Annotated in this window: 16 protein-coding genes; 7 read left to right on the top strand and 9 right to left on the bottom strand. The window is 73.6% G+C overall.

The genetic code is table 11. The features are described 5' to 3' along the window. Window positions 1-46: 46 nt before the first annotated feature. Window positions 47-523 carry a hypothetical protein gene (locus ACI79W_RS07695; protein WP_456561487.1) on the top strand — a complete coding sequence of 159 codons (477 nt, stop codon included), beginning with the start codon at window positions 47-49 and terminating at the stop codon, window positions 521-523. Window positions 524-593: 70 nt separating this feature from the next. Here ACI79W_RS07695 and ACI79W_RS07700 read toward each other — a convergent pair whose 3' ends face one another. Together ACI79W_RS07700 and ACI79W_RS07705 are read right to left on the bottom strand one after the other, a co-directional pair. Next, window positions 594-797 carry a cold-shock protein gene (locus ACI79W_RS07700; RefSeq protein ID WP_040339721.1) on the bottom strand — a complete coding sequence of 68 codons (204 nt, stop codon included), beginning with the start codon at window positions 795-797 and terminating at the stop codon, window positions 594-596. A gap of 148 nt (window positions 798-945) precedes the next feature. Continuing rightward, window positions 946-1,353, bottom strand: a complete 408-nt coding sequence (locus tag ACI79W_RS07705; protein ID WP_456561488.1) for a hypothetical protein — start codon at window positions 1,351-1,353, stop codon at window positions 946-948. 255 nt (window positions 1,354-1,608) lie between these two features. On the opposite strand from ACI79W_RS07705, the gene ACI79W_RS07710 reads away from it, so the two are divergent. Further along, entirely contained in the window at window positions 1,609-1,764 is a 156-nt protein-coding gene (locus ACI79W_RS07710; RefSeq protein WP_456561489.1) for a hypothetical protein, read from the top strand. Between the two features lie 896 nt (window positions 1,765-2,660). Here ACI79W_RS07710 and ACI79W_RS07715 read toward each other — a convergent pair. The 5 genes from ACI79W_RS07715 to treZ all read right to left on the bottom strand — a co-directional run bounded on the left by ACI79W_RS07715 (window position 2,661) and on the right by treZ (window position 9,039). Next, complete coding sequence (locus tag ACI79W_RS07715; RefSeq protein WP_456561490.1) at window positions 2,661-3,731, bottom strand: DNA polymerase domain-containing protein; 1,071 nt, start codon at window positions 3,729-3,731, stop codon at window positions 2,661-2,663. A 34-nt stretch (window positions 3,732-3,765) separates the two neighbouring features. After that, window positions 3,766-5,325, bottom strand: coding sequence for an alpha/beta hydrolase (locus tag ACI79W_RS07720; protein WP_456561491.1), 1,560 nt, complete (start codon window positions 5,323-5,325; stop codon window positions 3,766-3,768). Window positions 5,326-5,410: 85 nt separating this feature from the next. Further along, on the bottom strand, window positions 5,411-6,481 hold the full coding sequence (locus tag ACI79W_RS07725; protein ID WP_456561492.1) for an ATP-dependent DNA ligase: 1,071 nt from the start codon (window positions 6,479-6,481) through the stop codon (window positions 5,411-5,413). Between the two features lie 46 nt (window positions 6,482-6,527). Beyond that, window positions 6,528-7,280 (bottom strand): dihydrofolate reductase family protein, encoded by a 753-nt coding sequence (locus ACI79W_RS07730; RefSeq protein ID WP_456561493.1) that lies wholly within the window; start codon window positions 7,278-7,280, stop codon window positions 6,528-6,530. 1 nt (window position 7,281) lies between these two features. Next, window positions 7,282-9,039 (bottom strand): malto-oligosyltrehalose trehalohydrolase, encoded by a 1,758-nt coding sequence (gene treZ / locus ACI79W_RS07735; protein WP_456561494.1) that lies wholly within the window; start codon window positions 9,037-9,039, stop codon window positions 7,282-7,284. A 108-nt stretch (window positions 9,040-9,147) separates the two neighbouring features. Between treZ and ACI79W_RS07740 the strand changes: the two genes are divergently transcribed. The 3 genes from ACI79W_RS07740 (at window position 9,148) to ACI79W_RS07750 (ending at window position 12,228) form a co-directional block, all read left to right on the top strand. Next, window positions 9,148-10,074 (top strand): phosphotransferase, encoded by a 927-nt coding sequence (locus tag ACI79W_RS07740; protein WP_456561495.1) that lies wholly within the window; start codon window positions 9,148-9,150, stop codon window positions 10,072-10,074. Window positions 10,075-10,208: 134 nt separating this feature from the next. Next, window positions 10,209-11,102, top strand: coding sequence for an ATP-grasp fold amidoligase family protein (locus ACI79W_RS07745; RefSeq protein WP_456561496.1), 894 nt, complete (start codon window positions 10,209-10,211; stop codon window positions 11,100-11,102). A gap of 160 nt (window positions 11,103-11,262) precedes the next feature. Further along, window positions 11,263-12,228: an ATP-grasp fold amidoligase family protein gene (locus tag ACI79W_RS07750; protein WP_456561497.1), complete on the top strand. Its 966-nt coding sequence runs from the start codon at window positions 11,263-11,265 to the stop codon at window positions 12,226-12,228. A 73-nt stretch (window positions 12,229-12,301) separates the two neighbouring features. Here the strand turns inward: ACI79W_RS07750 and treY are convergent, their stop codons facing one another. Both treY and glgX read right to left on the bottom strand, forming a co-directional pair. Next, a complete protein-coding gene (treY, locus tag ACI79W_RS07755; RefSeq protein ID WP_456561498.1) occupies window positions 12,302-14,635 on the bottom strand; it encodes a malto-oligosyltrehalose synthase in 2,334 nt (777 codons plus the stop codon). Then, on the bottom strand, window positions 14,632-16,743 hold the full coding sequence (gene glgX, locus ACI79W_RS07760; RefSeq protein WP_456561499.1) for a glycogen debranching protein GlgX: 2,112 nt from the start codon (window positions 16,741-16,743) through the stop codon (window positions 14,632-14,634). The genes treY and glgX overlap by 4 nt, the downstream gene beginning before the upstream one ends. Window positions 16,744-17,216: 473 nt before the next feature. On the opposite strand from glgX, the gene uvrB reads away from it, so the two are divergent. Together uvrB and ACI79W_RS07770 are read left to right on the top strand one after the other, a co-directional pair. Next, window positions 17,217-19,334 carry an excinuclease ABC subunit UvrB gene (gene uvrB, locus ACI79W_RS07765; RefSeq protein ID WP_456561500.1) on the top strand — a complete coding sequence of 706 codons (2,118 nt, stop codon included), beginning with the start codon at window positions 17,217-17,219 and terminating at the stop codon, window positions 19,332-19,334. A gap of 416 nt (window positions 19,335-19,750) precedes the next feature. Beyond that, the gene (locus ACI79W_RS07770; RefSeq protein ID WP_456561501.1) at window positions 19,751-20,926 is read left to right on the top strand and encodes a TerC family protein; all 1,176 of its coding nucleotides are present in this window, start codon (window positions 19,751-19,753) and stop codon (window positions 20,924-20,926) included. Window positions 20,927-21,017 lie beyond the last annotated feature (91 nt).

A 21,017-nucleotide genomic window follows, 5' to 3' on the forward strand; every position in this document is an offset into this window, starting at 1 on the left:
CGGGAGGCGGGGCGCCGCCGTGCCCGGGAGCAGGGAGACTGGGGGAGTGAACTCCGCCCCCCAGCCGCCCGACGGGCCGCTGCCCGACGTCTGGTTCACCCGCGACCTGCCCGTGCTCCGCGCCATCGCCCGGCTGGTCGACGAGCCGAAGCACGGCGGCGCGCCCTACCTGCTGGGCTCGGTGGTCCCGGGCAGCGGGCTGCCGAAGGCGGAGGTCATCGCGGCGGCGAAGGCGCTGGCGGCGGCCGGTTACATCGAGCCGCTCACCAACCACGCCGGCGACATCGTGCGCATCACCGCCATCTCGGCGGAGGCCCGGCGGCTGGCCGGGCTGTGGCCGACGCCCCAGGGGGAGTGGGAGCGGCTCCTCGAGCAACTGGCGGCCCGGGCCGCGAACGCGCCCACCGACGTCGAGCGGCAGCGCTGGCGGGCCTTCGCCGATGCGGCCGCCGCGGTCGGGGAGCACGACGGCGCGCTGCTCATGTCCGCGCTGATCGGCGGGTACGTGCCCCGCGCCCGCTGAGCCGGGGTCGCCGTGAACGACAGCGCCCCCGCCCGGGAGTCCGGACGGGGGCGCGGTGCTGATCAGGAGATCAGAGCGGGGTGACGTTCGCAGCCTGCGGGCCCTTCTGGCCCTGCTCGATGTCGAACGCGATCCGCTGGCCTTCATCGAGCGAGCGGTACCCGCTGGTCTGGATGGCCGAGTAGTGGACGAACACGTCCGGTCCGCCGCCGTCGGGGGTGGCGAAGCCGAACCCCTTCTCCGCGTTGAACCACTTGACAGTTCCTTCGGGCATTGCTCGCTCCTAGCTGAGGTGGTGCATCGGGGTCCTGCCATAGCGCAGGGCCTTCCCGACGAGGCCAACCCTAGCCGTCGATCACCGGATGGGAACACCGGTGCCGCACAACTGTGACCTGCGACTCTCCTGCGGGGTGCCCGGCCGCTCAGAGCAGGCGGCCCGGTTCCTCGGGGAAGTCGGGCGCCACCCGGCGTCCCCGGAGCCTCCACGCGGGCCCGTAGGCGCCGATCGAGTACGGGTCGCGTGCCGGCGTGGCGGCCGGCAGGGCGAGGGGCTCGGGACGCCACGAGCGGACGCCGATCGGCCGGTCGACGAGGAACGCCGGGGGCGCCGGTGGCCGTAGCGCGGCGGCGGCCACGGGGGCCCAGCGGTGCATCACGAGCTGCCCGGCCAGCAGGACGGCGAGGGTGATCGAGACGGTGAGGCAGGCGTCCGTGACCGCGGTGGCGACGTCGAGGGCGGTCAGGCGGGGCCAGCCGATGCTCTCCAGCCGGTGCCCGACCATCTCCACGACGACGTACAGCACGCCGTACGCCAGCAACCAGATCCTCACCCGTGCTCCTCCGCCGTGGTCGACAGGTGCATCGACTCCCGCTACCCCCGGCTGGAGCACCCGGCGCGGTGCGGGCGCCGGTGCTCACCCGTCCGGGGGAGCGGCACCGTCCGGCTGGAGGACGGCGGTGGGCAGCGGTGCGGGACGGGGCGGTCTTGCGGTTTCCTGCGCTTCCTCGGGGCGGCCCTGCGGTTGCCCGGCCACCGTGGGACCTGCCGGACGGATCCGGCGCCCCAGCGATCCAGGAGGACCACCGTGCAGCAGCTCGTCATCCCGACCGTGCCCACCGGTACCGCCGCCCCCGCAGGTGCCGTCTGCCTGCGCGACGTGGAGACCTGCACGACGCCGACCTGGACCAGCTCCTCGCCGACCGCCTGGCCGAGTCCGCCGACGCCCTCCGCGCCGCGGTGACCGCCGCCGAGCTGGCGCAGCAGATCGTGCACCAGGGCAGCCCGGGGTCGGCGGCCCTGCGGCTGCACGTCCTCGACCGGGCCGCGCACCGGCTGGCCGGCTGAGCCGATGCCGCACGGCGACGGGCCGCCGCTCATCCCTCCGGGTGGGTTGGTGGCCTGTTCCGGATGGACCGTTCCCGCTGGTCGCCGCGCTAGCTTCCGCGCGGGCACAACGGCGCCCGCGCGACCCGTGGGGCAGTGGAGGACCCAGTGACCGACCCCGAGCACGACCGGCCCGAGGAGAGCACCCAGGCCGACGTCACCCACGTGGCGCGCGGGCTGACGGCGACGGCGCAGGTGGAGGCTCTCCTACGAGAACACGGTCGTCGTCCGCCCCCTGGGCGGGAAGACGGGGTGGAAGCGGGCGATCGAGCCCGGGACGCGGTCGCTCGCCCTGTACCGGGTGAACGGGTACGAGGAGCGCTCCCTGCCCGCGAAGACCACGAGCGTCGAGGCCAGCGAGGAACCCCTGTGGCACCTGGTGCCCACCGGTCCGGCCGAGCGCAGCCGGCGCCGGCGCACGGTGCGGGGCCCGCGTCGAGGTCCCCGTCGTCATGCCGTGGCTCGACGGCTGCTCGTCGGATCCACGGTCGACCTCAGCGAGGCCGGGCTCCGCGCCCTGGTCGACGGCTGGGGCTCCCCCCGGAGCCGGGCACGCGGGCGCACATGAGCCTGACGATCGGCGAGGACCCGTCGACGTCCGCGGCGCGAGCGTCCGCCAGCAGGCGCACGGGCCGCAGTGGCTGCTGTCCATGCAGTTCCACGACGTCGAGGAGAAGGACGCCGACGTGCTGCGCCGGCGGGTCTTCCAGGCGCTGCGCGAGGAGCGCGCCGCCGCCCTGGACTGAGCGCCGCTCAGTCCCCGGCGGTCGCGGGCTTCCGCGCCCGGCTGGGCTGCACCCGCATCGGCTCGCCGGGCATCTTCGGGTAGTCCGGCGGATAGGGCAGGTCGCCGAGGCCGTCGTCGGCCGCCTGGCGCTCGGCGAGCTCCAGGAGCGGCTCGATGCCGAAGGCGTGGTCGGCAAGCCCGGCGTGCTTGTCACCCACGGCCGCGAACCGGGCCGGCATGGTGAGCACGTCGAAGTCGGCGGGGTGCACGTCGGGCAGCTCGTCCCAGTCGACCGGCGCCGAGACGGGGGCGTGCGGCTTGGGCCGGATGGAGTAGGCCGATGCGATGGTGCGGTCCCGCGCCATCTGGTTGTAGTCGATGAAGATCTTCTCGCCGCGCTCCTCCTTCCACCACGACATCGTCACCTGGTCGGGCAGCCGGCGCTCGAGCTCCCGGCCGAAGGCGATGACCGCGCGGCGCACGTCGGTGAAGGTCCACCGCGGCAGGATCGGCACGTAGACGTGCACGCCGCGCCCGCCGGAGGTCTTCGGCCAGCCCTCCATGCCGAACTCGTGCAGCAGCTCGCGGACGTGCGGGGCGACCCGCACCGCGTCGGCGAAGTCGGTGCCCGGTTGCGGGTCGAGGTCGATGCGGATCTGGTTCGGGGACTCGACGTCCTCCTTGCCCACCGGCCACGGGTGGAACGTGAGGGTGCCGAGGTTCGCGCACCAGGCGACGACGGCGACGGAGTCCGGCGCGATCTCGTCGGCGGTCCGCCCGCTGGGGAAGGTGATGTGCGCGGTCGGCACCCAGTCGGGGGCGTTCTTCGGCACCCGCTTCTGGTAGAACGCGTCGCCGGTGTTGTCCACCCGCGTGGAGATGCGGGCGCCCTCGAACACCCCGCCGGGCCAGCGTTCCAGCGTCGTCGGCCGGTCCCTCAGCGCGAAGAGGATCCCGTCGCCCACGGCGAGGAAGTACTCGACGACGTCGATCTTCCGGATCCCGCGCTCGGGGAAGTACGGCTTCTCCGGGTTGGAGACCCGCACCTCGTGCCCGTCGACGTGGAGGACGACGGCGTCCTTGCTGCTGCTGGCCATCGCGTCGCTCCGCTCGTCGGTGGGCTGCCGAGTCTCACGCAGGGCAGGTGAGCCCGTCCACCGGCGCCACCAGATCGATGAGGTAGGCGTTGACCGCGGCCGTCACGCACTCGGTCTTGGGGTAGGCGGTGTGCCCCTGGCCCTGCCAGGTGAGGAGCACGCCGCTGTCCAGGTCCTCGGCGAGGTCGACCGCGCCGGGCAGCGGGGTCACCGGGTCGCCCGCGTTGCCGATCACCAGGATCGGGGCGCTGCCCTCGGCGTCGCGCTCGGGCACCGGGGTGCGCTCGGCGTCCCACACCGAGCAGGTGAACAGCCCGGCGGCCGCCCCGGCCCCGAACAGCGGGTACCGGGCGCCCCACTCGGCGGCCAGCTCCCGCACCCGGGCCCCGGGCACGGTCTCCTCCGTGTCGGCGCAGTTGATCGCCACGTTGGCGTCCAGCAGGTTGGAGTAGGTGCCGTCCTCGAGACGGCCGCTGTAGTCGTCGGCCAGCGAGAACAGCAGCCGCGCGTCGCCGTTCCGCGCGGCGGCGAGCCCCTGCGCCAGCTGCGGCCAGGAGGCGGTGTCGTAGAGCGCGGCCTGCACCGCGGTGAGGATGACGCCGGGCGTCGCCTGCCGCGTCTCGCCCTCCTCGCTGCTCGGGACGGGGGTGGCCTGCGCCTGGGCGAGCAGCTCCTCGAGGAAGAGCCGCGGGTCGTCGCCCAGCGGGCAGCCGGCGATGAGCCCGCGGCAGTTCTCCGCGAAGGCGTCGAAGCCGGCCTCGAACGCGGCGGCGCGCGCCTCCGCGTCGGCGACCGCGTCGACGTCGGGGTCGACGGCGGCGTCGAGCACCATGGCGCGGACGCGGTCGGGGTAGAGCTCGGCGTAGGTCGAGCCCAGCGTGGTGCCGTAGGAGTAGCCGAGGTAGGTCAGCTGGTCCTCGCCGAGGGCCTGCCGCAGCTGCTCCATGTCGCGGGCGGTGTCCACCGTGTTGAAGGTGCCCAGCGCCTCGCCGTACTCCTCGGCGCAGCCCTCGGCGATCTCGCTGGAGAGGGCGAAGACGTCGTCGAGCTGCTCGTCGGTGGTCGGGCGCGGCTCCGCGGCGATCGCGCGGTCCTTCAGCTCCTGGGGGATGCACTCGACGGGCGTGGACAGGCCGACACCCCGCGGGTCGAAGCCCACGACGTCGAAGCGGCGCAGCACGTCCTCGGGCAGGGTGAGCGCCAGCCCGATGGCGGCGTCGGCGCCGGAGCCGCCCGGGCCGCCGGGGTTGACCACCAGGGAGCCGAGCTCGTCGGTCTGCCCGGCCAGCGACGCGCGGACCAGGAAGAGCGGCAGCGTGGCGCCACCGGGCTCGTCGTAGCTGATCGGCACGTCGGTGCGGCCGCACTCGAAGGCGACGTCGCGCTCGCTGCCCGGCTGGCCCTCGACCAGCGGCTGGATCTGGGCGTCGCAGTCGGTCCACTCGATCGGCGCGACCTCCGGCTCGGCCGGTGCCGTGCTGGTGGCGGCGGGCTCCTCCGTGGTCTCGCCGAAGGAGGTGCAGCCGGTGAGCAGGAGGGGCAGGGCCAGCAGCAGGCCGGACGCGGCGGCCGGGAGGCCACGGTGCAGACGCATGATCACGAGCATAAGGACCTTCCTGCCCCCCACCGCCCGAACGCTCGCGGCGGGCCCCTGCAGAAAGGCGACCGCGAGCACCGGCTCAGCGGTCCAGCACCTCGCCGAGGTCGTAGCGGACCGGTACGTCGAGCTGGTCGTACGTGCAGCTGCGGGGGTCCCGGTCGGGGCGCCAGCGGAGGAACTGGCCGGTGTGACGAAGTCGACGCCCCTCGAGCTGGTCGTACTTGATCTCGACGACCAGCTCGGGGCGCAGCGGCACCCACGAGAGGTCCTTCTTCGCGTTCCACCGGCTCACCGCGCCGGGCATCCGCTGCTCGCCGTCGGCCTGCACCTGGGCGTTGGCCCAGTCCTGCCAGGGGTGGCCGTCGAGCGCCTCGGCGCGGTAGGGCGCGAGCTCCTCGACCAGCTCGGCCCGGCGGGCCATCGGGAAGGACGCGGCGACGCCGATGTGCTGCAGGTCCTCGCCGTCGTACAGGCCCAGCAGCAACGACCCGACGACCGGCCCGCTCTTGTGCCAGCGGAAGCCGGCGACCACGCAGTCCGCCGTCCGCACGTGCTTCACCTTGGTCATCAGGCGCTGGTCGGGGCCGTAGGGCAGGTCGGCGGACTTGGCGACGACGCCGTCGAGGCCGGCGCCCTCGAACGTCTCGAACCAGCGCTCGGCGGTGGCGGGGTCCCGGGTGACGCCGGTCAGGTGCACCGGCGGACGGGCCCCGGCCAGGGCGGCCTCCAGCCGGGCGCGCCGCTGCGCGAACGGGGCCTCCAGCAGCACCTCGTCGCCCAGGGCCAGCAGGTCGAAGGCGACGAAGGAGGCCGGGGTCTGCTCGGCGAGGAGGGTGATGCGCGACTCCGCCGGGTGGATCCGCTGCAGCAGCGCCTCGAAGTGCAGCCGGTCGTCCCGCGGCACGACGATCTCGCCGTCCACGACGCACCGCTCGGGCAGGTTCTCCTTCACCGCGGCGACGACCTCGGGGAAGTAGCGGGTCAGTGGGCGCTCGTTGCGGCTGCCGAGCTCCACCTCGTCGCCGTCGCGGAAGACGATGCAGCGGAACCCGTCCCACTTGGGCTCGTAGAACCACTCGCCGCCGACCGGGACCCTGGTGGCGGCCTTCGCGAGCATCGGCTTCACCGGCGGCAGCAGCGGGAGGTCCATGCCGGTCAGTCAAGCAGCCACCGGCGGTGCGGATCGAGATGGACTGCTACCGGCTCCCCGGCGCGACCGCGTACCGGGCGAAGAGCACCCCGTCCTCCTCGAGGAGCTGCCGCAGGTCGAGCCGGGCGGGAGAGCGCAGGGCGGCGTCCAGCAGCCGCCTCTCGCCGCCGACCAGCGCGGGGGCGAGCGAGAGGTCCAGCTCGTCGACGACGCCGGCGGTCAGCGCGCTGCGCAGCAGCTGCGGTCCGCCCTCGCAGGTGACCTGCTCCAGGCCGCGCCCGGCGAGGGCGCCCAGCGCGGCGGGCAGGTCGACGTCGTCGTCACCGCAGACCAGCACGTCGGCGCCGGCGGCGGCGAGCGCGGCGCGGCGGTCGGGGTCGGCGGCCGCGCAGGTGACGACGACGGTGGGGGAGACGGCACCGGTGACCAGCGCGGCGGACGGGTCCAGCGACGCCCGACGGGAGACGACCGCGACCGGCGCCGTCGGCGGGCGCCCGATCGACTCCCGGAGCCGGCCGACGGCGGAACCCGGCAGCACCGGCCGGTAGCCCTCGGCGGCCGCCGTGCCGTGCCCGACCAGGACGACGTCGGCCAGCGCGCGCAGCACCCGGAACACCCGCCGGTCACCGGGGGTGCCCAGCCCCTCGCTCACCCCGCCGACGGTGGTCGCACCGTCGAGCGAGGCGATGAAGTTGACCCGCAGCGAGGGCCCGGGCGCCAGCCGGTACGCCTCGACCAGCGCGTCGTCGTCGAGCGCTTCGGCACCGGGCCCACCCGCCCCGGGGAGCAGGCGGCGCACGTCAGCGGGTCGCCAGCACGGCGGCGCTCTCGGCGGGGAGGGTCACGGTCGTGCCGTCGAGCCGGGGCGCGTCACCGGTGGAGAAGACCACGCCGGCCGCCGCCCGGTCCAGGTCGACCTCGCGCGGCTGGCCGGCGAGGTTCGCCACCACCCGCAGCGACCCGCGGTGCACGGTGATGGTGCGGTCCTCGTCGTCCCAGCTCACCTCGACCGCGCGCAGGTCGGGGTCGGCCAGCTCCGGGTGCTGCCGGCGCAGCGCCAGCAGCGTCCGCGTGACCGCGAGCAGCCCGGCGTGCGGTTCCTTCCCCGGCTCGGACCAGTCGAGCTTCGAGCGGCGGAAGGTCTCCGGGTCCTGCGGGTCGGGCACCTCGTCGGCGTCCCACCCGTGCTCGGCGAACTCCCCCTTGCGGCCCTCCGCCGTCGCCCGCCCGATCTCCGGGTCGGTGTGGCTGGTGAAGAACTGCCACGGGGTGGACGCGCCCCACTCCTCGCCCATGAACAGCATGGGGGTGAACGGGCTGGTCAGCACCAGCGTGGCGCCGACGCCCAGCAGACCGGGGGAGAGGGACGCCGAGATGCGGTCGCCGACGGCGCGGTTGCCGATCTGGTCGTGGTCCTGCAGGTAGCCGAGGAACTTCCAGCCCGGCAGGTGGGCGGTGTCCACCGGCCGCCCGTGGTGCCGGCGGCGGAAGCTCGACCACGCGCCGTCGTGGAAGAAGGCGCCGGTGAGCGTCTTGGCCAGGCCACCCAGCCCGGCCTCGGCGAAGTCCCGGTAGTAGCCCTGTCCCTCACCCGTCAGCGTGGCGTGCAGCGCGTGGTGGAAGTCGTCGCTCCACTGGGCGTGGATGCCCGTGCCGCCCGCGATCCGCGGCGTGACCATGCGGGGGTCGTTGAGGTCGCTCTCGGCGATCAGGGTCAGCGGCCGGCCGACGGCGGCGGAGAGCCGGTCGACCTCCTCGGCCATCTCCTCCAGCAGGTGGGTGGCCCGCTCGTCGACCAGGGCGTGCACGGCGTCCAGCCGCAGCCCGTCGACGTGCATGTCGCGCAGCCACATGACGGCGTTGTCGAGGATGTAGCGGCGCACCTCGTCGGAGTCCGGCCCCGAGAGGTTGACCGACTCGCCCCAGGTGTTGGCGCCGCCCTCGCTGAAGATCGGCATGAACGCCGGCAGGTAGTTGCCCGACGGGCCGAGGTGGTTGTAGACGACGTCCTGGATCACGCCCAGCCCCCGCTGGTGGCAGGCGTCGACGAACCGCTGGTAGGCGGCGGGGCCGCCGTAGCTCTCCTGCACCGTGTACCAGAGCACGCCGTCGTAGCCCCAGTTGCGGGTGCCGTCGAAACCGTTGACCGGCAGCAGCTCGACGAAGTCGACGCCCAGGTCGACCAGGTGGTCGAGCTTCCCGATCGCCGAGTCCAGCGTGCCGTCGGGGGTGAAGGTGCCCACGTGCAGCTCGTAGACGACGCCACCGGCGAGCGGGCGGCCGGTCCAGGCGCCGTCGCCCCACGCGTGCGCCCGGGGGTCGAAGAGGCGGGAGGGGCCGTGCACCCCGTCGGGCTGGCGCCGCGAGCGGGGGTCCGGGTACACCTTCCCGTCGTCGTCGCCGAGCAGGAACCCGTAGTCGGCGTCGGGCCGCGCCTCGACCTCGGCCCGCCACCAGCCGCCGTCCTCCCGCTGCATGTCGTGGACGGCGCCGTCGACCTGCACGCGCACGCGCTCGGGCAGCGGGGCCCAGACGGCGAACTCGACGGGTGCGGGCATGCAGGGCCTCCTGGACGGGTCGGGCGGGGACTGACGGTGTTCTGCCCGGACGGCGGCCGTCGAACCGTCCTCGGTCCGGGCGGACGGGTGCGCTGCGACACTCGGACCGTGGGCACGCTCCCGCCGTGGGCTCCGGACCGCACCGTCGACGCACCCCGGGCCGCCGCGCTCGTCGGCGGACGGGTGCCCGGGCTGCGCGGTCTCCCGGTGGTCCCGCTGGCGGCCGGCTGGGACAACACCGTGCACCTCGTCGGCGGGAGCTGGGTCGCCCGCTTCCCGCGCCGGGCGATCGCGCTGCCCGGGTTCCGGCGCGAGCTCGCGGTGCTCGGGCGCATCGCGGGTCGGCTGCCCCTGCCGGTGCCCGCACCGCGGTGGGTGGGTGCCGATGACGACCCCGACGACCCGTGGCCGTTCACCGTCGCGCCGCTGCTCCGGGGCGGGGAGCTGGCGCACGCCGGGCTGCCGGAGGAGGAGCGCCTCCCCGCCGCCGCCGCGCTGGGCGCTTTCCTCGCCGTGCTGCACGACCCCGCCACCCGCGACCTGCTGCGCGGCGTCGAGCTGCCCGTGGACCCGCTGGGCCGGGGGACGCCCGGCACCCGGGCGGCCGACACCCGGGCGCAGCTCGAGGCGCTGGGAGCCGTCGGGGTGCCCGTGCCCTCGGACGCCGTCGGCGCGCTCCTCGACGAGGGCGCCTGCCTCGACGAGCCCACCGGCGCACCGGTGCTGGTGCACGGGGACCTGCACCCGCGCCACCTGCTGGTGGACGACGACGGTGCGGCGGCGGGTGTGATCGACTGGGGTGACGTGTGCCTCGCCGACCCGGCGCTCGACCTCTCCCTGGCCTACGCCGGGTTCTCGGGCCCGGCGCGGACGGCGCTGATCGCCGCCTACGGACCCGTGCCGGGCGAGCGGGAGGTGCGGGCCCGCTGCCTGGCCGTGCGGCTGTGCGCGATGCTCGCCCGGTACGCCGCCGACCACGGGGACGCCGCGCTCCTGGCCGAGTCGTCGGCCGGGCTGCACCGCGCGGTGGGGTGACGCCCGCACGTCCCCCACCGGGGGGACACCCCCGGCGTGACCCGGGAGTTAACCTTCCGCCCACGACGGGGACACCGGTGTCCCCGCCAGAGCGGGATGCCGCGGGGGCGGCCTCCGCGCGGGAGGACCACACCATGCCCCGGAGCCGGCTCAACGGCGTGCTGCGCTCGCACCTGCGGCCCGTGCACCGGCGGGCGGCCGGCCTCCTGCCACCAGCTGCCCGGCGGCGTTATCTGTACCTGGCCGGGCAGGGGCGGCTGCCCCGGCTGCGATCCCCGCAGACGTTCACCGAGAAGGTCAGCTGGCGCATCCTCCGCGACCGCCGGCCCGAGCTGGCGTGGACGTGCGACAAGCTGGCGATGAAGGACCACGCGCACCGCCTCCAGCAGGAAGCGGGCGTGCTCGTCCCCGAGACGCTGTGGTCGGGGGAGGACCTCGTGGCGGTGGCCGGCCGTGCGTTCGGCCGGCCCTGGGTGCTCAAGCCGAACCACCGGAGCGGGCTCGTGCGGTTCGGGGCGGCCTCGGACGTGGTCGACGCGTCGACGGTGGCGGCGACGCGGGACTGGCTGCGCGACGACCAGAACGCGCTCCTCGGTGAGTGGGCCTACAGCCTGGCCCGCAAGCTGTTCGTCATCGAGGAGGCCATCGGCGGGGGTGACCCCCTGGACGACTACAAGTTCCTCGTCTTCGACGGCGAGGTGGCCGCGGTCCAGGTCGACCGCGGCAGGTTCACGGCCGAGCAGACGCGCTGCTACTACACCCCCGGCTGGGAGCGCATCCCCGTGGAGCTCGTCGTCCCGAGCGGCCCACCGGTCGAGGCGCCCGCCAACCTGCCCGCGATGATCCGCGCCGCCGAGGTGCTGGCCCGCTCCTTCGACTTCATGCGCGTCGACCTGTACAGCACGGGGCGCGAGGTCTGGTTCGGCGAGCTGACCCCGTACCCGAGCGGGGGCTGCATGCGGTACGAGCCCAGGGAGTTCGACGCGTGGCTCGGGGCGCACTGGTCGCTGCCGGCGTTCCCGCGCTGAGCCGGGGGACCGCCGGCGACCGGTCGCCGGCGGTCTCCCCCGGTCGAGGGAGGCGGGCGGCCGATCCCCTGCCTACCCTCGGCGGCGAAGCGGGCCACCCGGGCCCGCCACGGCCGGCGGCCCGCCACCCTCCCGGCGCTCTCCGCAGGAGGACCCGACCATGCCCCGGAGCCCGCTGAGCTCGGTCCTCCGCTCCTACCTGCAGCCCGCGCACCGCCGCGTCGCCGGCCTGCTGCCGCCGGCGGCGCGGCGGCGCTACCTGTACCTGGCCGGGCACCGGCAGCTGCCCGACCTGCGTGACCCGCGGACGTTCTCGGAGAAGGTCAACTGGCGGATCCTGTGCGACCGCCGGCCGGAGCTGGCGTGGACGTGCGACAAGCTGGCGATGAAGGACCACGCGCTCCGCCTCCGGGAGGAGGCCGGCGTGGCGGTGCCCGAGACGCTGTGGGCCGGGGACGACCTGGCCGCGGTCGCCGGCCGTGCGTTCGGCCGGCCCTGGGTGCTCAAGCCGAACCACCGGAGCGGGCTGGTCCGCTTCGGTGCGGCCTCGGACGTGGTCGACGCGTCGACGGTGGCGGCGACGCGGGATTGGCTGCGGGACGACCAGAGCGTGCTGCTGGGGGAGTGGGCCTACGGCCAGGCGCGGAGGCTGCTCGTCGTGGAGGAGGCCATCGGCGGGGGCGTGCCGCTGGACGACTACAAGTTCTTCGTCTTCGACGGGCGGGTCGCGGTCGTCCAGGTCGACCGGAACCGGTTCACCGGCGACCACACGCGCACGTTCTACACCCCGGACTGGCAGCCCGTCCCCGTCCAGGTCGTCGTGCCCAGCGGGCCGCCCACCGAGGCGCCGGCGGACCTCGCCGCGATGCTGCACGCCGCCCAGGTGCTGGGGCGCTCCTTCGACTTCATGCGGGTCGACCTCTACAGCGCGGGGGGCGCGATCTGGTTCGGCGAGCTCACGCCCTACCCGGGCGGCGGCGTCATGCCGTTCGAGCCGGCCTCGGTCGACGCCTGGCTCGGCTCGCGGTGGACCCTCCCGGAGGGCCCTGGCCGGTCCGGTCCCGCTGCCGGCCGGTTCCCGGACGCGGCCGGCCTCCCGCGGGAGAGCGTCGCGCCGATCGCCTGACCGCCGGTCGGGCACCGGCCCCGGCCCGCACGCCGTGCTGGGGCCGGCCGCCGCCGGAGGGACCCGCCCGCCGTCAGGTCCGGACCAGCAGGGCGACGGGGAGGCGGGTGAGCAAGGCGTCGGCGGCGACCCCCGCCACGTCGGAGACCACCCGGGCGCCGGTCAGCAGGTCCTCCCAGCCGCCGTTGGGCAGCTGCAGGGCCGTGTCGCCCCAGCCGCTCCGCGCCAGCGCCGCCGGGAGCCGGGTCCCCACGACGACGACGCCGCCGCGGTCGTAGGCCACCAGGTGGTCGGCCGCCGAGCCGGTGACCGGCACGGGCTCGTACCCGGCGAACCACTCGGGGTGGTCGCGGCGGGCGCGCAAGGTCCGCGAGACCACCAGCAGCTTGGCCGCCCCGGTCTCGTCCACCGCCGGCACCTCGCCGCCGTCGAGCCCCCCGAGCAGCCGGCGGCGCAGCGCGTAGTCCACGGGCCGGCGGTTGTCGGGGTCCACCAGCGAGAAGTCCCACAGCTCGGTGCCCTGGTAGACGTCCGGGACGCCCGGCATGGTCAGCTGCAGCAGCTTCTGGGTGAGCGAGTTCGACCAGCCCAGCGGGGCGATCCGGGTGACGAACGCGTCGATCTCCGACCTCGTGGTGGGGTCGTCGTAGGCCGCGTCGACGAGCGCGTGCAGCTGCGCCTCGAACGCCTCGTCCGGGTCCGTCCAGGTGGTGGCGGTCCCCGCCTCGCGGGCGGCCTTCTCCGCGTAGGCGTGCGCACGCTCGCGGGAGAGCGGCCACGCGCCGACCAGGTTCTGCCACACCAGGTGGGCCAGCGGGCGGTCGGCCAGCGGGTGCCGGGCGAGCCACCCGCGCACGAGCTGCGCCCACTCGGTGGGCAGCTCGGCGAGCACGGCCAGCCGGGCGCGGACGTCCTCGCTGCGCTTGGTGTCGTGCGTCGACAGCGTGGTCATCGACTCCGGCCTCACCTCCTGCCGCCGTCGCTGGGCCTCGTGGAACTCGGCGACCGTGCTGCCGAAGCGGGACGGGTCGCCGCCCACCTCGTTGAGGGCGACGAACCGGGACCACCGGTAGTACGCGCTGTCCTCGACGCCCTTGGCCATGACCGGCCCGCTGGTCTGCTCGAAGCGGGTGGCCGCCTCGGTGCCGGCCTGCGAGAGCACCGGGTGCAGCGCGTCCAGCGCCGGGGCGAGGTCGGGCCGCCGTGCGCGCACCGCCGCGACCGTCTCGTCGAGGTGCTCCCGCCCGTCCGGCAGGTAGCTCCGGTACACCGGGAAGCTCGCCAGCAGCTCGGCCAGCGCCTCGGTCCGCTGCCCCCGGTCGGTGCCGGGCAGCTCGCCGATCACCCGCACCAGCCGGGCGACCTCGGAGCCGAGCATGCCGTCGGTGACCTCGCGCTTGCAGTCGTGCACCAGCCGGCCGTAGTCGACCTGCTGCCCGGCGAGCTCGGTGTCCAGCGCGGTGAGCGCCGGCTCGCCGGCCGGGTCGACCAGCACCTGGTCCACCTCGGCGAGCGCGTCGTAGCCGGTCGTCCCCGCCGTCGCCCAGCTGCCGGGGAGGTCCTCCCCGGGCTCGAGGATCTTCTCCACGACCGTCCAGCGGCCGTCGGACGCCTCGGCGAGGCGGTCGAGGTAGCCCTTGGGGTCGGCCAGCCCGTCCGGGTGGTCGATCCGCAGCCCGTCGACGGCGCCCTCGCGCACGAGCCGCAGCACCAGCTCGTGGGTGGCGTCGAAGACCGCCGGCTCCTCGACCCGCAGGCCGGCCAGGGTGTTGATGGCGAAGAACCGCCGGTAGTTCAGGTCGGCGTCCGCGCGGCGCCAGTCGACCAGCTCGTAGTGCTGCCGGGCGTGCACCTCCTGCGGCGTGCCCTCGCCGGTACCCGGCGCGATGGGGAAGCGGTTGTCGTAGTACCGCAGCTCGCCGTCCACCACCTCCAGCTTCTCGACGTCGTCGGCTGAACCCAGGACGGGGATGCGCACCTTGCCGCCGCCGAAGTCCCAGTCGATGTCGAAGGCCGCGGCGTGGGCGCTGCCCCGCCCGTGCTGCAGCACGTCCCACCACCACGGCGCGGCCGCGGGGTCGTCGACGCCCATGTGGTTGGGGACGAGGTCGAGCACGAGGCCGAGGCCGTGCTCGTGCAGCGCAGCCACGAACCGCTCGAAGCCGGCCTGCCCGCCCCGGGCCTCGTCGATGTGGGCGTGGTCCACGGTGTCGTACCCGTGGTTGCTGCCCTCGGCCGAGCGCAGCAGGGGGGAGGAGTAGGCGTGGGTGACGCCGAGGTCGGCCAGGTAGCCGGCGACCTCGGCGGCGTCCTGGAGCGGGAAGCCGGCGTGCACCTGCAGCCGGTACGTCGCCGCCGGGGTCCCGCGACGGCGCTCGCCCCCCGGCACCTGGATCGGCTGGGTCACCGGGCCGGGCCCGTCAGGACGACGATGGAGCGGCCCTGGACGGTGACCGTCTCACCCGGCTTGACCTCGACCGGCTCCACCTCGTGCATCTCGGCGGTGTCGAGCACGGTCGTCCAGCTCTGCGAGTAGTCGTCGCTGGGCAGCGTGAACTCGATCGGCTCGTGGGAGGCGTTGAAGGCCAGGTAGAAGTGGTCGTCGGAGACGTACTCGCCGCGCTCGTCGGTCTCCCGGATCCCGACGCCGTTGAGGTAGACCGCCAGCGACTTGGCGTAGGCGGCGTCCCAGTCCTCGTCGGCCATCTCCTCGCCCGAGGGGGTGAGCCAGGCGATGTCGGGCACCGGATCGCCCAGCCCGCGGCGGACGGGCCGGCCGTGGAAGAACCTGCGACGGCGGAACGTCGGGTGCTCGTGCCGCAGCCGGGTCACCTTCCTGGTGAACTCGAGGAGACCCTCGTCCACGTTCTCCCAGTCGATCCAGGTGAGCTCGGAGTCCTGGCAGTAGCCGTTGTTGTTGCCGCCCTGCGAGCGGCCCAGCTCGTCGCCGTGCAGCAGCATCGGCACGCCCTGGCTGAGCATCATCGTGGTGATGAAGTTCCGCCGCTGCTGGGCGCGCAGCTGCAGGACCTCCGGGTCGTCGGTGGGCCCCTCGACGCCGCAGTTCCAGCTGCGGTTGTGGCTCTCGCCGTCGTTGTTGCCCTCGCCGTTGGCCTCGTTGTGCTTCTCGTTGTACGAGACGAGGTCGTTCAGGGTGAAGCCGTCGTGGGCGGTGACGAAGTTGATGCTCGCCATCGGCCGCCGGCCCGAGTGCTGGTACAGGTCCGACGAGCCCGAGATCCGGTCGGCGAACTCGCCGATCGTGCCGCCCTCGCCGCGCCAGAAGTCGCGGACGGTGTCGCGGTACTTGCCGTTCCACTCGGTCCACAGGGCCGGGAAGTTGCCGACCTGGTAGCCGCCCTCGCCGACGTCCCAGGGCTCGGCGATGAGCTTGACCTGGCTGACGACCGGGTCCTGGTGGACGAGGTCGAAGAACGTGGCCAGCCGGTCCACCGCGTGCAGCTCGCGGGCCAGCGCGGAGGCCAGGTCGAAGCGGAAGCCGTCGACGTGCATCTCGGTGACCCAGTAGCGCAGCGAGTCCATGATCAGCTGCAGGGACTGCGGCGTCCGGACGTTGAGCGTGTTCCCGGTGCCCGTGTAGTCCATGTAGTACTGCTCGTCGCCCTCGACGAGCTTGTAGTACGTGCGGTTGTCGATGCCGCGGAACGAGAGCGTCGGGCCCAGGTGGTTGCCCTCGGCGGTGTGGTTGTAGACCACGTCGAGGATGACCTCGATGCCCGCCTCGTGCAGGGTCCGGACCATGCCCTTGAACTCCTGGACGTGCTGCCCGGCGGTCGTGTTGCTGGCGTACTCGTTGTGCGGCGCGAAGAAGCCGATCGTGTTGTAGCCCCAGTAGTTGCGCAGGCCCTTCTGCTGCAGGGTGTCGTCCTGCACGAACTGGTGCACCGGCAGCAGCTCGATCGCGGTGATCCCCAGCTCCTGCAGGTGCTCGATCGTGGCCGGGTGCGCGACGCCGGCGTAGGTGCCGCGCAGCTCCTCGGGGATCCGCGGGTTGGTCATCGTGAGGCCCTTGACGTGGGCCTCGTAGATCACCGTCTTGTTGTAGGGCGTCTTCGGCGGGCGGTCGACGCCCCAGTCGAAGTACGGGTTGACCACGACGGACTTGGGCATGTGCGCCGCCGAGTCGTCGTCGTTGCGCTCCTTGGTCTCGAAGTCGTAGCCGAAGACCGACTGGTCCCAGTCGATCTGGCCGTCGATCGCCTTGGCGTACGGGTCGAGCAGCAGCTTGTTCGGGTTGCAGCGCAGCCCCCGGGCCGGGTCGTGCGGACCGTGCACGCGGAAGCCGTACTTCTGCCCGGGGTGGATGCCGGGGAGGAACGCGTGCCAGACGTAGCCGTCCATCTCGGGCAGGCGGATGCGCTCCTCGTTGCCCTCGTCGTCGAAGAGGCACAGCTCGACCTTCTCGGCCACCTCGCTGAAGATCGCGAAGTTGGTCCCGGTGCCGTCGTACGTGGCGCCGAGGGGGTAGGCACTTCCGGGCCACACCTGGGTCATCTGGGGAGTTCCTCCTGCGCAGGGCGCCCCGGGGCTGGGGGCGGGGGACCCGGGCACGAGCTCGCGCGCCCGGGTCGGGGGGTGGACGTCGCGACCCCGATGCCCGCGCGAGGCGCTCGCCACACCTGTGGCGGCGGTGAGACGGGCGACAGCGCCGCCGTCGCAGCTCCGCGGTGCGCTCCGCGGGGGACGACGACGCCCCCCGCGGCGGACCGCAGGGGGCGTCGTGCGCAGGCCCGGCCGGGCCGCGGGCCCGTCGGGCCGGGCGCCGGGCGCACCGGGGTCCGACCTCGCCCGGAGCTCCCCGGGTGGCGCTGGTCCCTCGGCGCGGACCGCTCCTGCGACTGGGCACGCTAGGGCTGCCGGCGGGCCGGGACAAGTACCCGCCCTGCCGCTCGGCGTCCCGGGTGCCCCAGCCCGCCCGCGGATCGCTCGCGACGCGTTCTGTCACACCGTCGACGTACCGTCGTCCCGTGCGCACGTCCACCGAGCTCAGGCCCACCCAGGGGCGCTTCCGCGTCGTCAGCGAGTTCCAGCCCTCGGGCGACCAGCCGGCCGCCATCGAGGGTCTGGCCCAGCGGGTGAACGCCGGGGAGAAGGACGTCGTCCTGCTCGGCGCCACCGGCACGGGCAAGTCCGCCACGACGGCCTGGCTGATCGAGAAGGTCCAGCGCCCGACGCTGGTGATGGCGCCGAACAAGACCCTCGCCGCGCAGCTGGCCAACGAGTTCCGTGAACTGCTCCCCGACAACGCCGTGGAGTACTTCGTCTCCTACTACGACTACTACCAGCCCGAGGCCTACGTCCCGCAGACCGACACCTACATCGAGAAGGATTCCTCGATCAACGAGGAGGTCGAGCGGCTGCGCCACTCGGCGACCAACAGCCTCTTCACCCGGCGGGACGTCGTCGTCGTGGCCACCGTCTCGTGCATCTACGGCCTGGGCACGCCGCAGGAGTACGTCGAGCGGGCGCTGAAGATCAAGGTGGGGGAGGAGCGCGATCGCGACGAGCTGCTGCGCACCCTGGTCACCGAGCAGTACACCCGCAACGACCTCTCGTTCACGCGCGGCACCTTCCGGGTGCGCGGCGACACGATCGAGGTCTTCCCGGTGTACGAGGAGCTCGCCGTCCGGATCGAGATGTTCGGCGACGAGGTCGAGCGGCTCTACTACCTGCACCCGCTGACCGGCGAGGTGGTGCGTGAGGTCGAGGAGCTGTTCGTCTTCCCGGCGAGCCACTACGTCGCCGGTCCCGAGCGGATGGAGCGCGCGATCGGCTCGATCGAGGCCGAGCTCGAGCAGCGGCTGGCGGAGCTGGAGAAGCAGGGCAAGCTGCTCGAGGCCCAGCGGCTGCGCATGCGCACCACCTACGACATCGAGATGATGCGCCAGGTCGGCTTCTGCTCGGGGATCGAGAACTACTCCCGCCACATCGACGGCCGCACGCCCGGCAGCGCCGGCTCCTGCCTCCTGGACTACTTCCCGGACGACTTCCTCCTCGTCATCGACGAGTCGCACGTGACCGTCCCGCAGATCGGCGGGATGTACGAGGGCGACATGAGCCGCAAGCGCACGCTGGTGGAGCACGGGTTCCGGCTCCCCTCGGCGATGGACAACCGCCCGCTGAAGTGGGAGGAGTTCACCGACCGGATCGGCCAGACGGTCTACCTGTCGGCGACGCCGGGCGACTACGAGCTGGGCCGGACGCAGGGGGAGGTCGTCGAGCAGGTCATCCGGCCGACCGGCCTCGTCGACCCGGAGGTCGTGGTGAAGCCGACCAAGGGGCAGATCGACGACCTCGTGCACGAGATCCGGCTGCGCACCGAGAAGGACGAGCGGGTGCTGGTCACCACGCTCACCAAGAAGATGGCCGAGGACCTCACCGACTACCTGCTCGAGCTCGGCATCAAGGTGCGCTACCTGCACTCCGAGGTCGACACCCTCCGCCGGGTGGAGCTGCTCCGCGAGCTGCGGCAGGGGGAGTACGACGTGCTGGTCGGCATCAACCTGCTGCGGGAGGGGCTGGACCTCCCCGAGGTCTCCCTGGTGGCGATCCTCGACGCCGACAAGGAGGGCTTCCTCCGGTCGGGCCGGTCGCTGATCCAGACGATCGGCCGGGCGGCGCGGAACGTGTCGGGTCAGGTGCACATGTACGCCGACAAGATCACGCCGTCGATGGCGCAGGCGATCGAGGAGACCAACCGGCGCCGCGAGCGGCAGATCGCCTACAACACCGAGCGGGGGGTGGACCCGCAGCCGCTGCGCAAGAAGATCGTCGACATCCTCGACGGCATCTACCGCGACGCCACGGAGGCCGAGGGTGCCACCGAGCTGCTCGGCGGCTCCGGGCGGCAGCAGTCAAGGGGCAAGTCCCCGGTGCCCGGGCTGTCGTCGAAGGCGAAGGGGAAGGCCGGGTCGATCGACGTCCAGGGTCTGCCGCGCAACGAGCTGGCGGACATGATCACGCAGATGAACGAGCAGATGCTGGCCGCCGCCCGCGAGCTGCAGTTCGAGGTGGCCGCACGCCTGCGCGACGAGCTGAACGAGCTGAAGAAGGAGCTGCGCCAGTTCGACGCCGCCCACGCGTGAGCGGCTGGACCCCCGCGAGGAACCAGCCGGCCACCTCGCGGACGCACGCAACCGCATGCTCGTGAGGGCTCGCGCGGCATACCTGGCCGCGACGGCCCGACGGCCCGACGGGCCGGGCGCCGGGCGGCCCCGACGATGGTCCCGGATCCCCCGGGAGAGATCTGAGGCGCTCGCCGGGGAGATCCGGGAACTGCCGGCTGCCCCGGTGCGTTGATCCCCACGAACCACACGGGACGTGCGGGCGATGCGTCGTGCGTAGATCCCGGTTCGTGGAGGGGAGTATCCCCCCGCGGCGAGGTCGTCAGTACGAGGGCGGGAGACATCTCCGCCCTCCGGCCCCGCCGGTCGCCGGCTCCGTCCGGTGGCGGGAGAGACCTCCGGCACTGACGCACATCCGCCAGTTCCCGGAGGTTTTCTTGGACGTCCCGTTCTGGGTGTGGGCGATCACGGTCACCGCGATCGTCGCCATGCTCGCTTTCGACTTCTTCGGCCACGTGCGGACGCCGCACGCGCCCACCCTGCGCGAGTCGGCGATCTGGTCGGCGGTCTACGTCGCGCTCGCCATCGTCTTCGGGATCCTGGTCTGGATCTTCTACGGCGCCACGTTCGGCGGTGAGTACTTCGCCGGCTACATCACCGAGAAGAGCTTGTCGGTCGACAACCTCTTCGTCTTCGTCATCATCATGGCGAGCTTCGGCGTGCCGCGGGAGCTGCAGCAGAAGGTGCTGCTGTTCGGCATCGCCTTCGCGCTCGCCCTGCGCACGGTCTTCATCGCCGTCGGCGCGGCCGCCATCGCGAACTTCAGCTGGGTGTTCTACCTGTTCGGCGCCATCCTCATCTGGACCGCCTGGGCGCAGGCGCGCAGCGGCGGGCACGGCGAGGAGGAGGACTACAAGGAGAACGCCGTCCTCCGGTTCGCCCGGAAGCGGCTGCGCACCACGGAGGAGTACCACTCCGACCGGATGACGGTGAAGCAGCAGGGCAAGCGGTACCTCACCCCGCTGGCGATCGCGCTCATCGCGATCGGCACCGCCGACGTCATCTTCGCCGTCGACTCGATCCCGGCGATATTCGGCCTCACCCAGGAGACGTTCCTCGTCTTCGCGGCGAACGCCTTCTCCCTGCTCGGCCTGCGCCAGCTGTTCTTCCTCATCGACGGGCTGCTGGACCGGCTGGTGTACCTGGCCTACGGGCTGGCGGTCATCCTCGGCTTCATCGGGATCAAGCTGGTCATCCACGCGCTGCACACCAACGAGCTGCCGTTCCTCAACGGCGGGGAGCACATCACCCTGATCCCCGAGGTGCCCACGTGGCTCTCCCTGTCGGTCATCCTGGTCACCCTCGTCGTGACGACCGTGGCCAGCCTGGCCAGGAGCCGCCGGGACCGCGAGGAGCACGCCGCCCTCGCGGGCGGGGCCGCGGTGCCGCAGGCCCCGGCAGGGCTCGCTCCCGAGAAGCGGCCGGCGGGTGCCGACCCGGAGGTCGGGACGGGGTCCGCCACCACCGGCGATCCGCTCGGTCGCGGGGTGGGGGACGACCGGTCCGCGGGCGACGCCGCGGCGCGCCGGGCGGACGGGTCGCTCCGGCGGTAGACGGCGTAGCGCCGGGGTACGGTGTGCGCCACGTACCCCGGTGCTCGCAGTCGATGGCGCCTGCACGGCGACGGGGTCGCACGATGGAGGG

This window comes from Blastococcus sp. SYSU DS0533 (assembly GCF_054050775.1).

Coding starts and splice junctions, on each gene's coding strand:
- ACI79W_RS07700 (WP_040339721.1), bottom strand. CDS start 797: ATGCCCGAAGGAACTGTCAAGTGGTTCAACGCGGAGAAGGGGTTCGGC.
- ACI79W_RS07715 (WP_456561490.1), bottom strand. CDS start 3,731: ATGGCCAGCAGCAGCAAGGACGCCGTCGTCCTCCACGTCGACGGGCAC.
- ACI79W_RS07720 (WP_456561491.1), bottom strand. CDS start 5,325: ATGCGTCTGCACCGTGGCCTCCCGGCCGCCGCGTCCGGCCTGCTGCTG.
- ACI79W_RS07725 (WP_456561492.1), bottom strand. CDS start 6,481: ATGGACCTCCCGCTGCTGCCGCCGGTGAAGCCGATGCTCGCGAAGGCC.
- treZ (WP_456561494.1), bottom strand. CDS start 9,039: ATGCCCGCACCCGTCGAGTTCGCCGTCTGGGCCCCGCTGCCCGAGCGC.
- ACI79W_RS07745 (WP_456561496.1), top strand. CDS start 10,209: ATGCCCCGGAGCCGGCTCAACGGCGTGCTGCGCTCGCACCTGCGGCCC.
- ACI79W_RS07750 (WP_456561497.1), top strand. CDS start 11,263: ATGCCCCGGAGCCCGCTGAGCTCGGTCCTCCGCTCCTACCTGCAGCCC.
- glgX (WP_456561499.1), bottom strand. CDS start 16,743: ATGACCCAGGTGTGGCCCGGAAGTGCCTACCCCCTCGGCGCCACGTAC.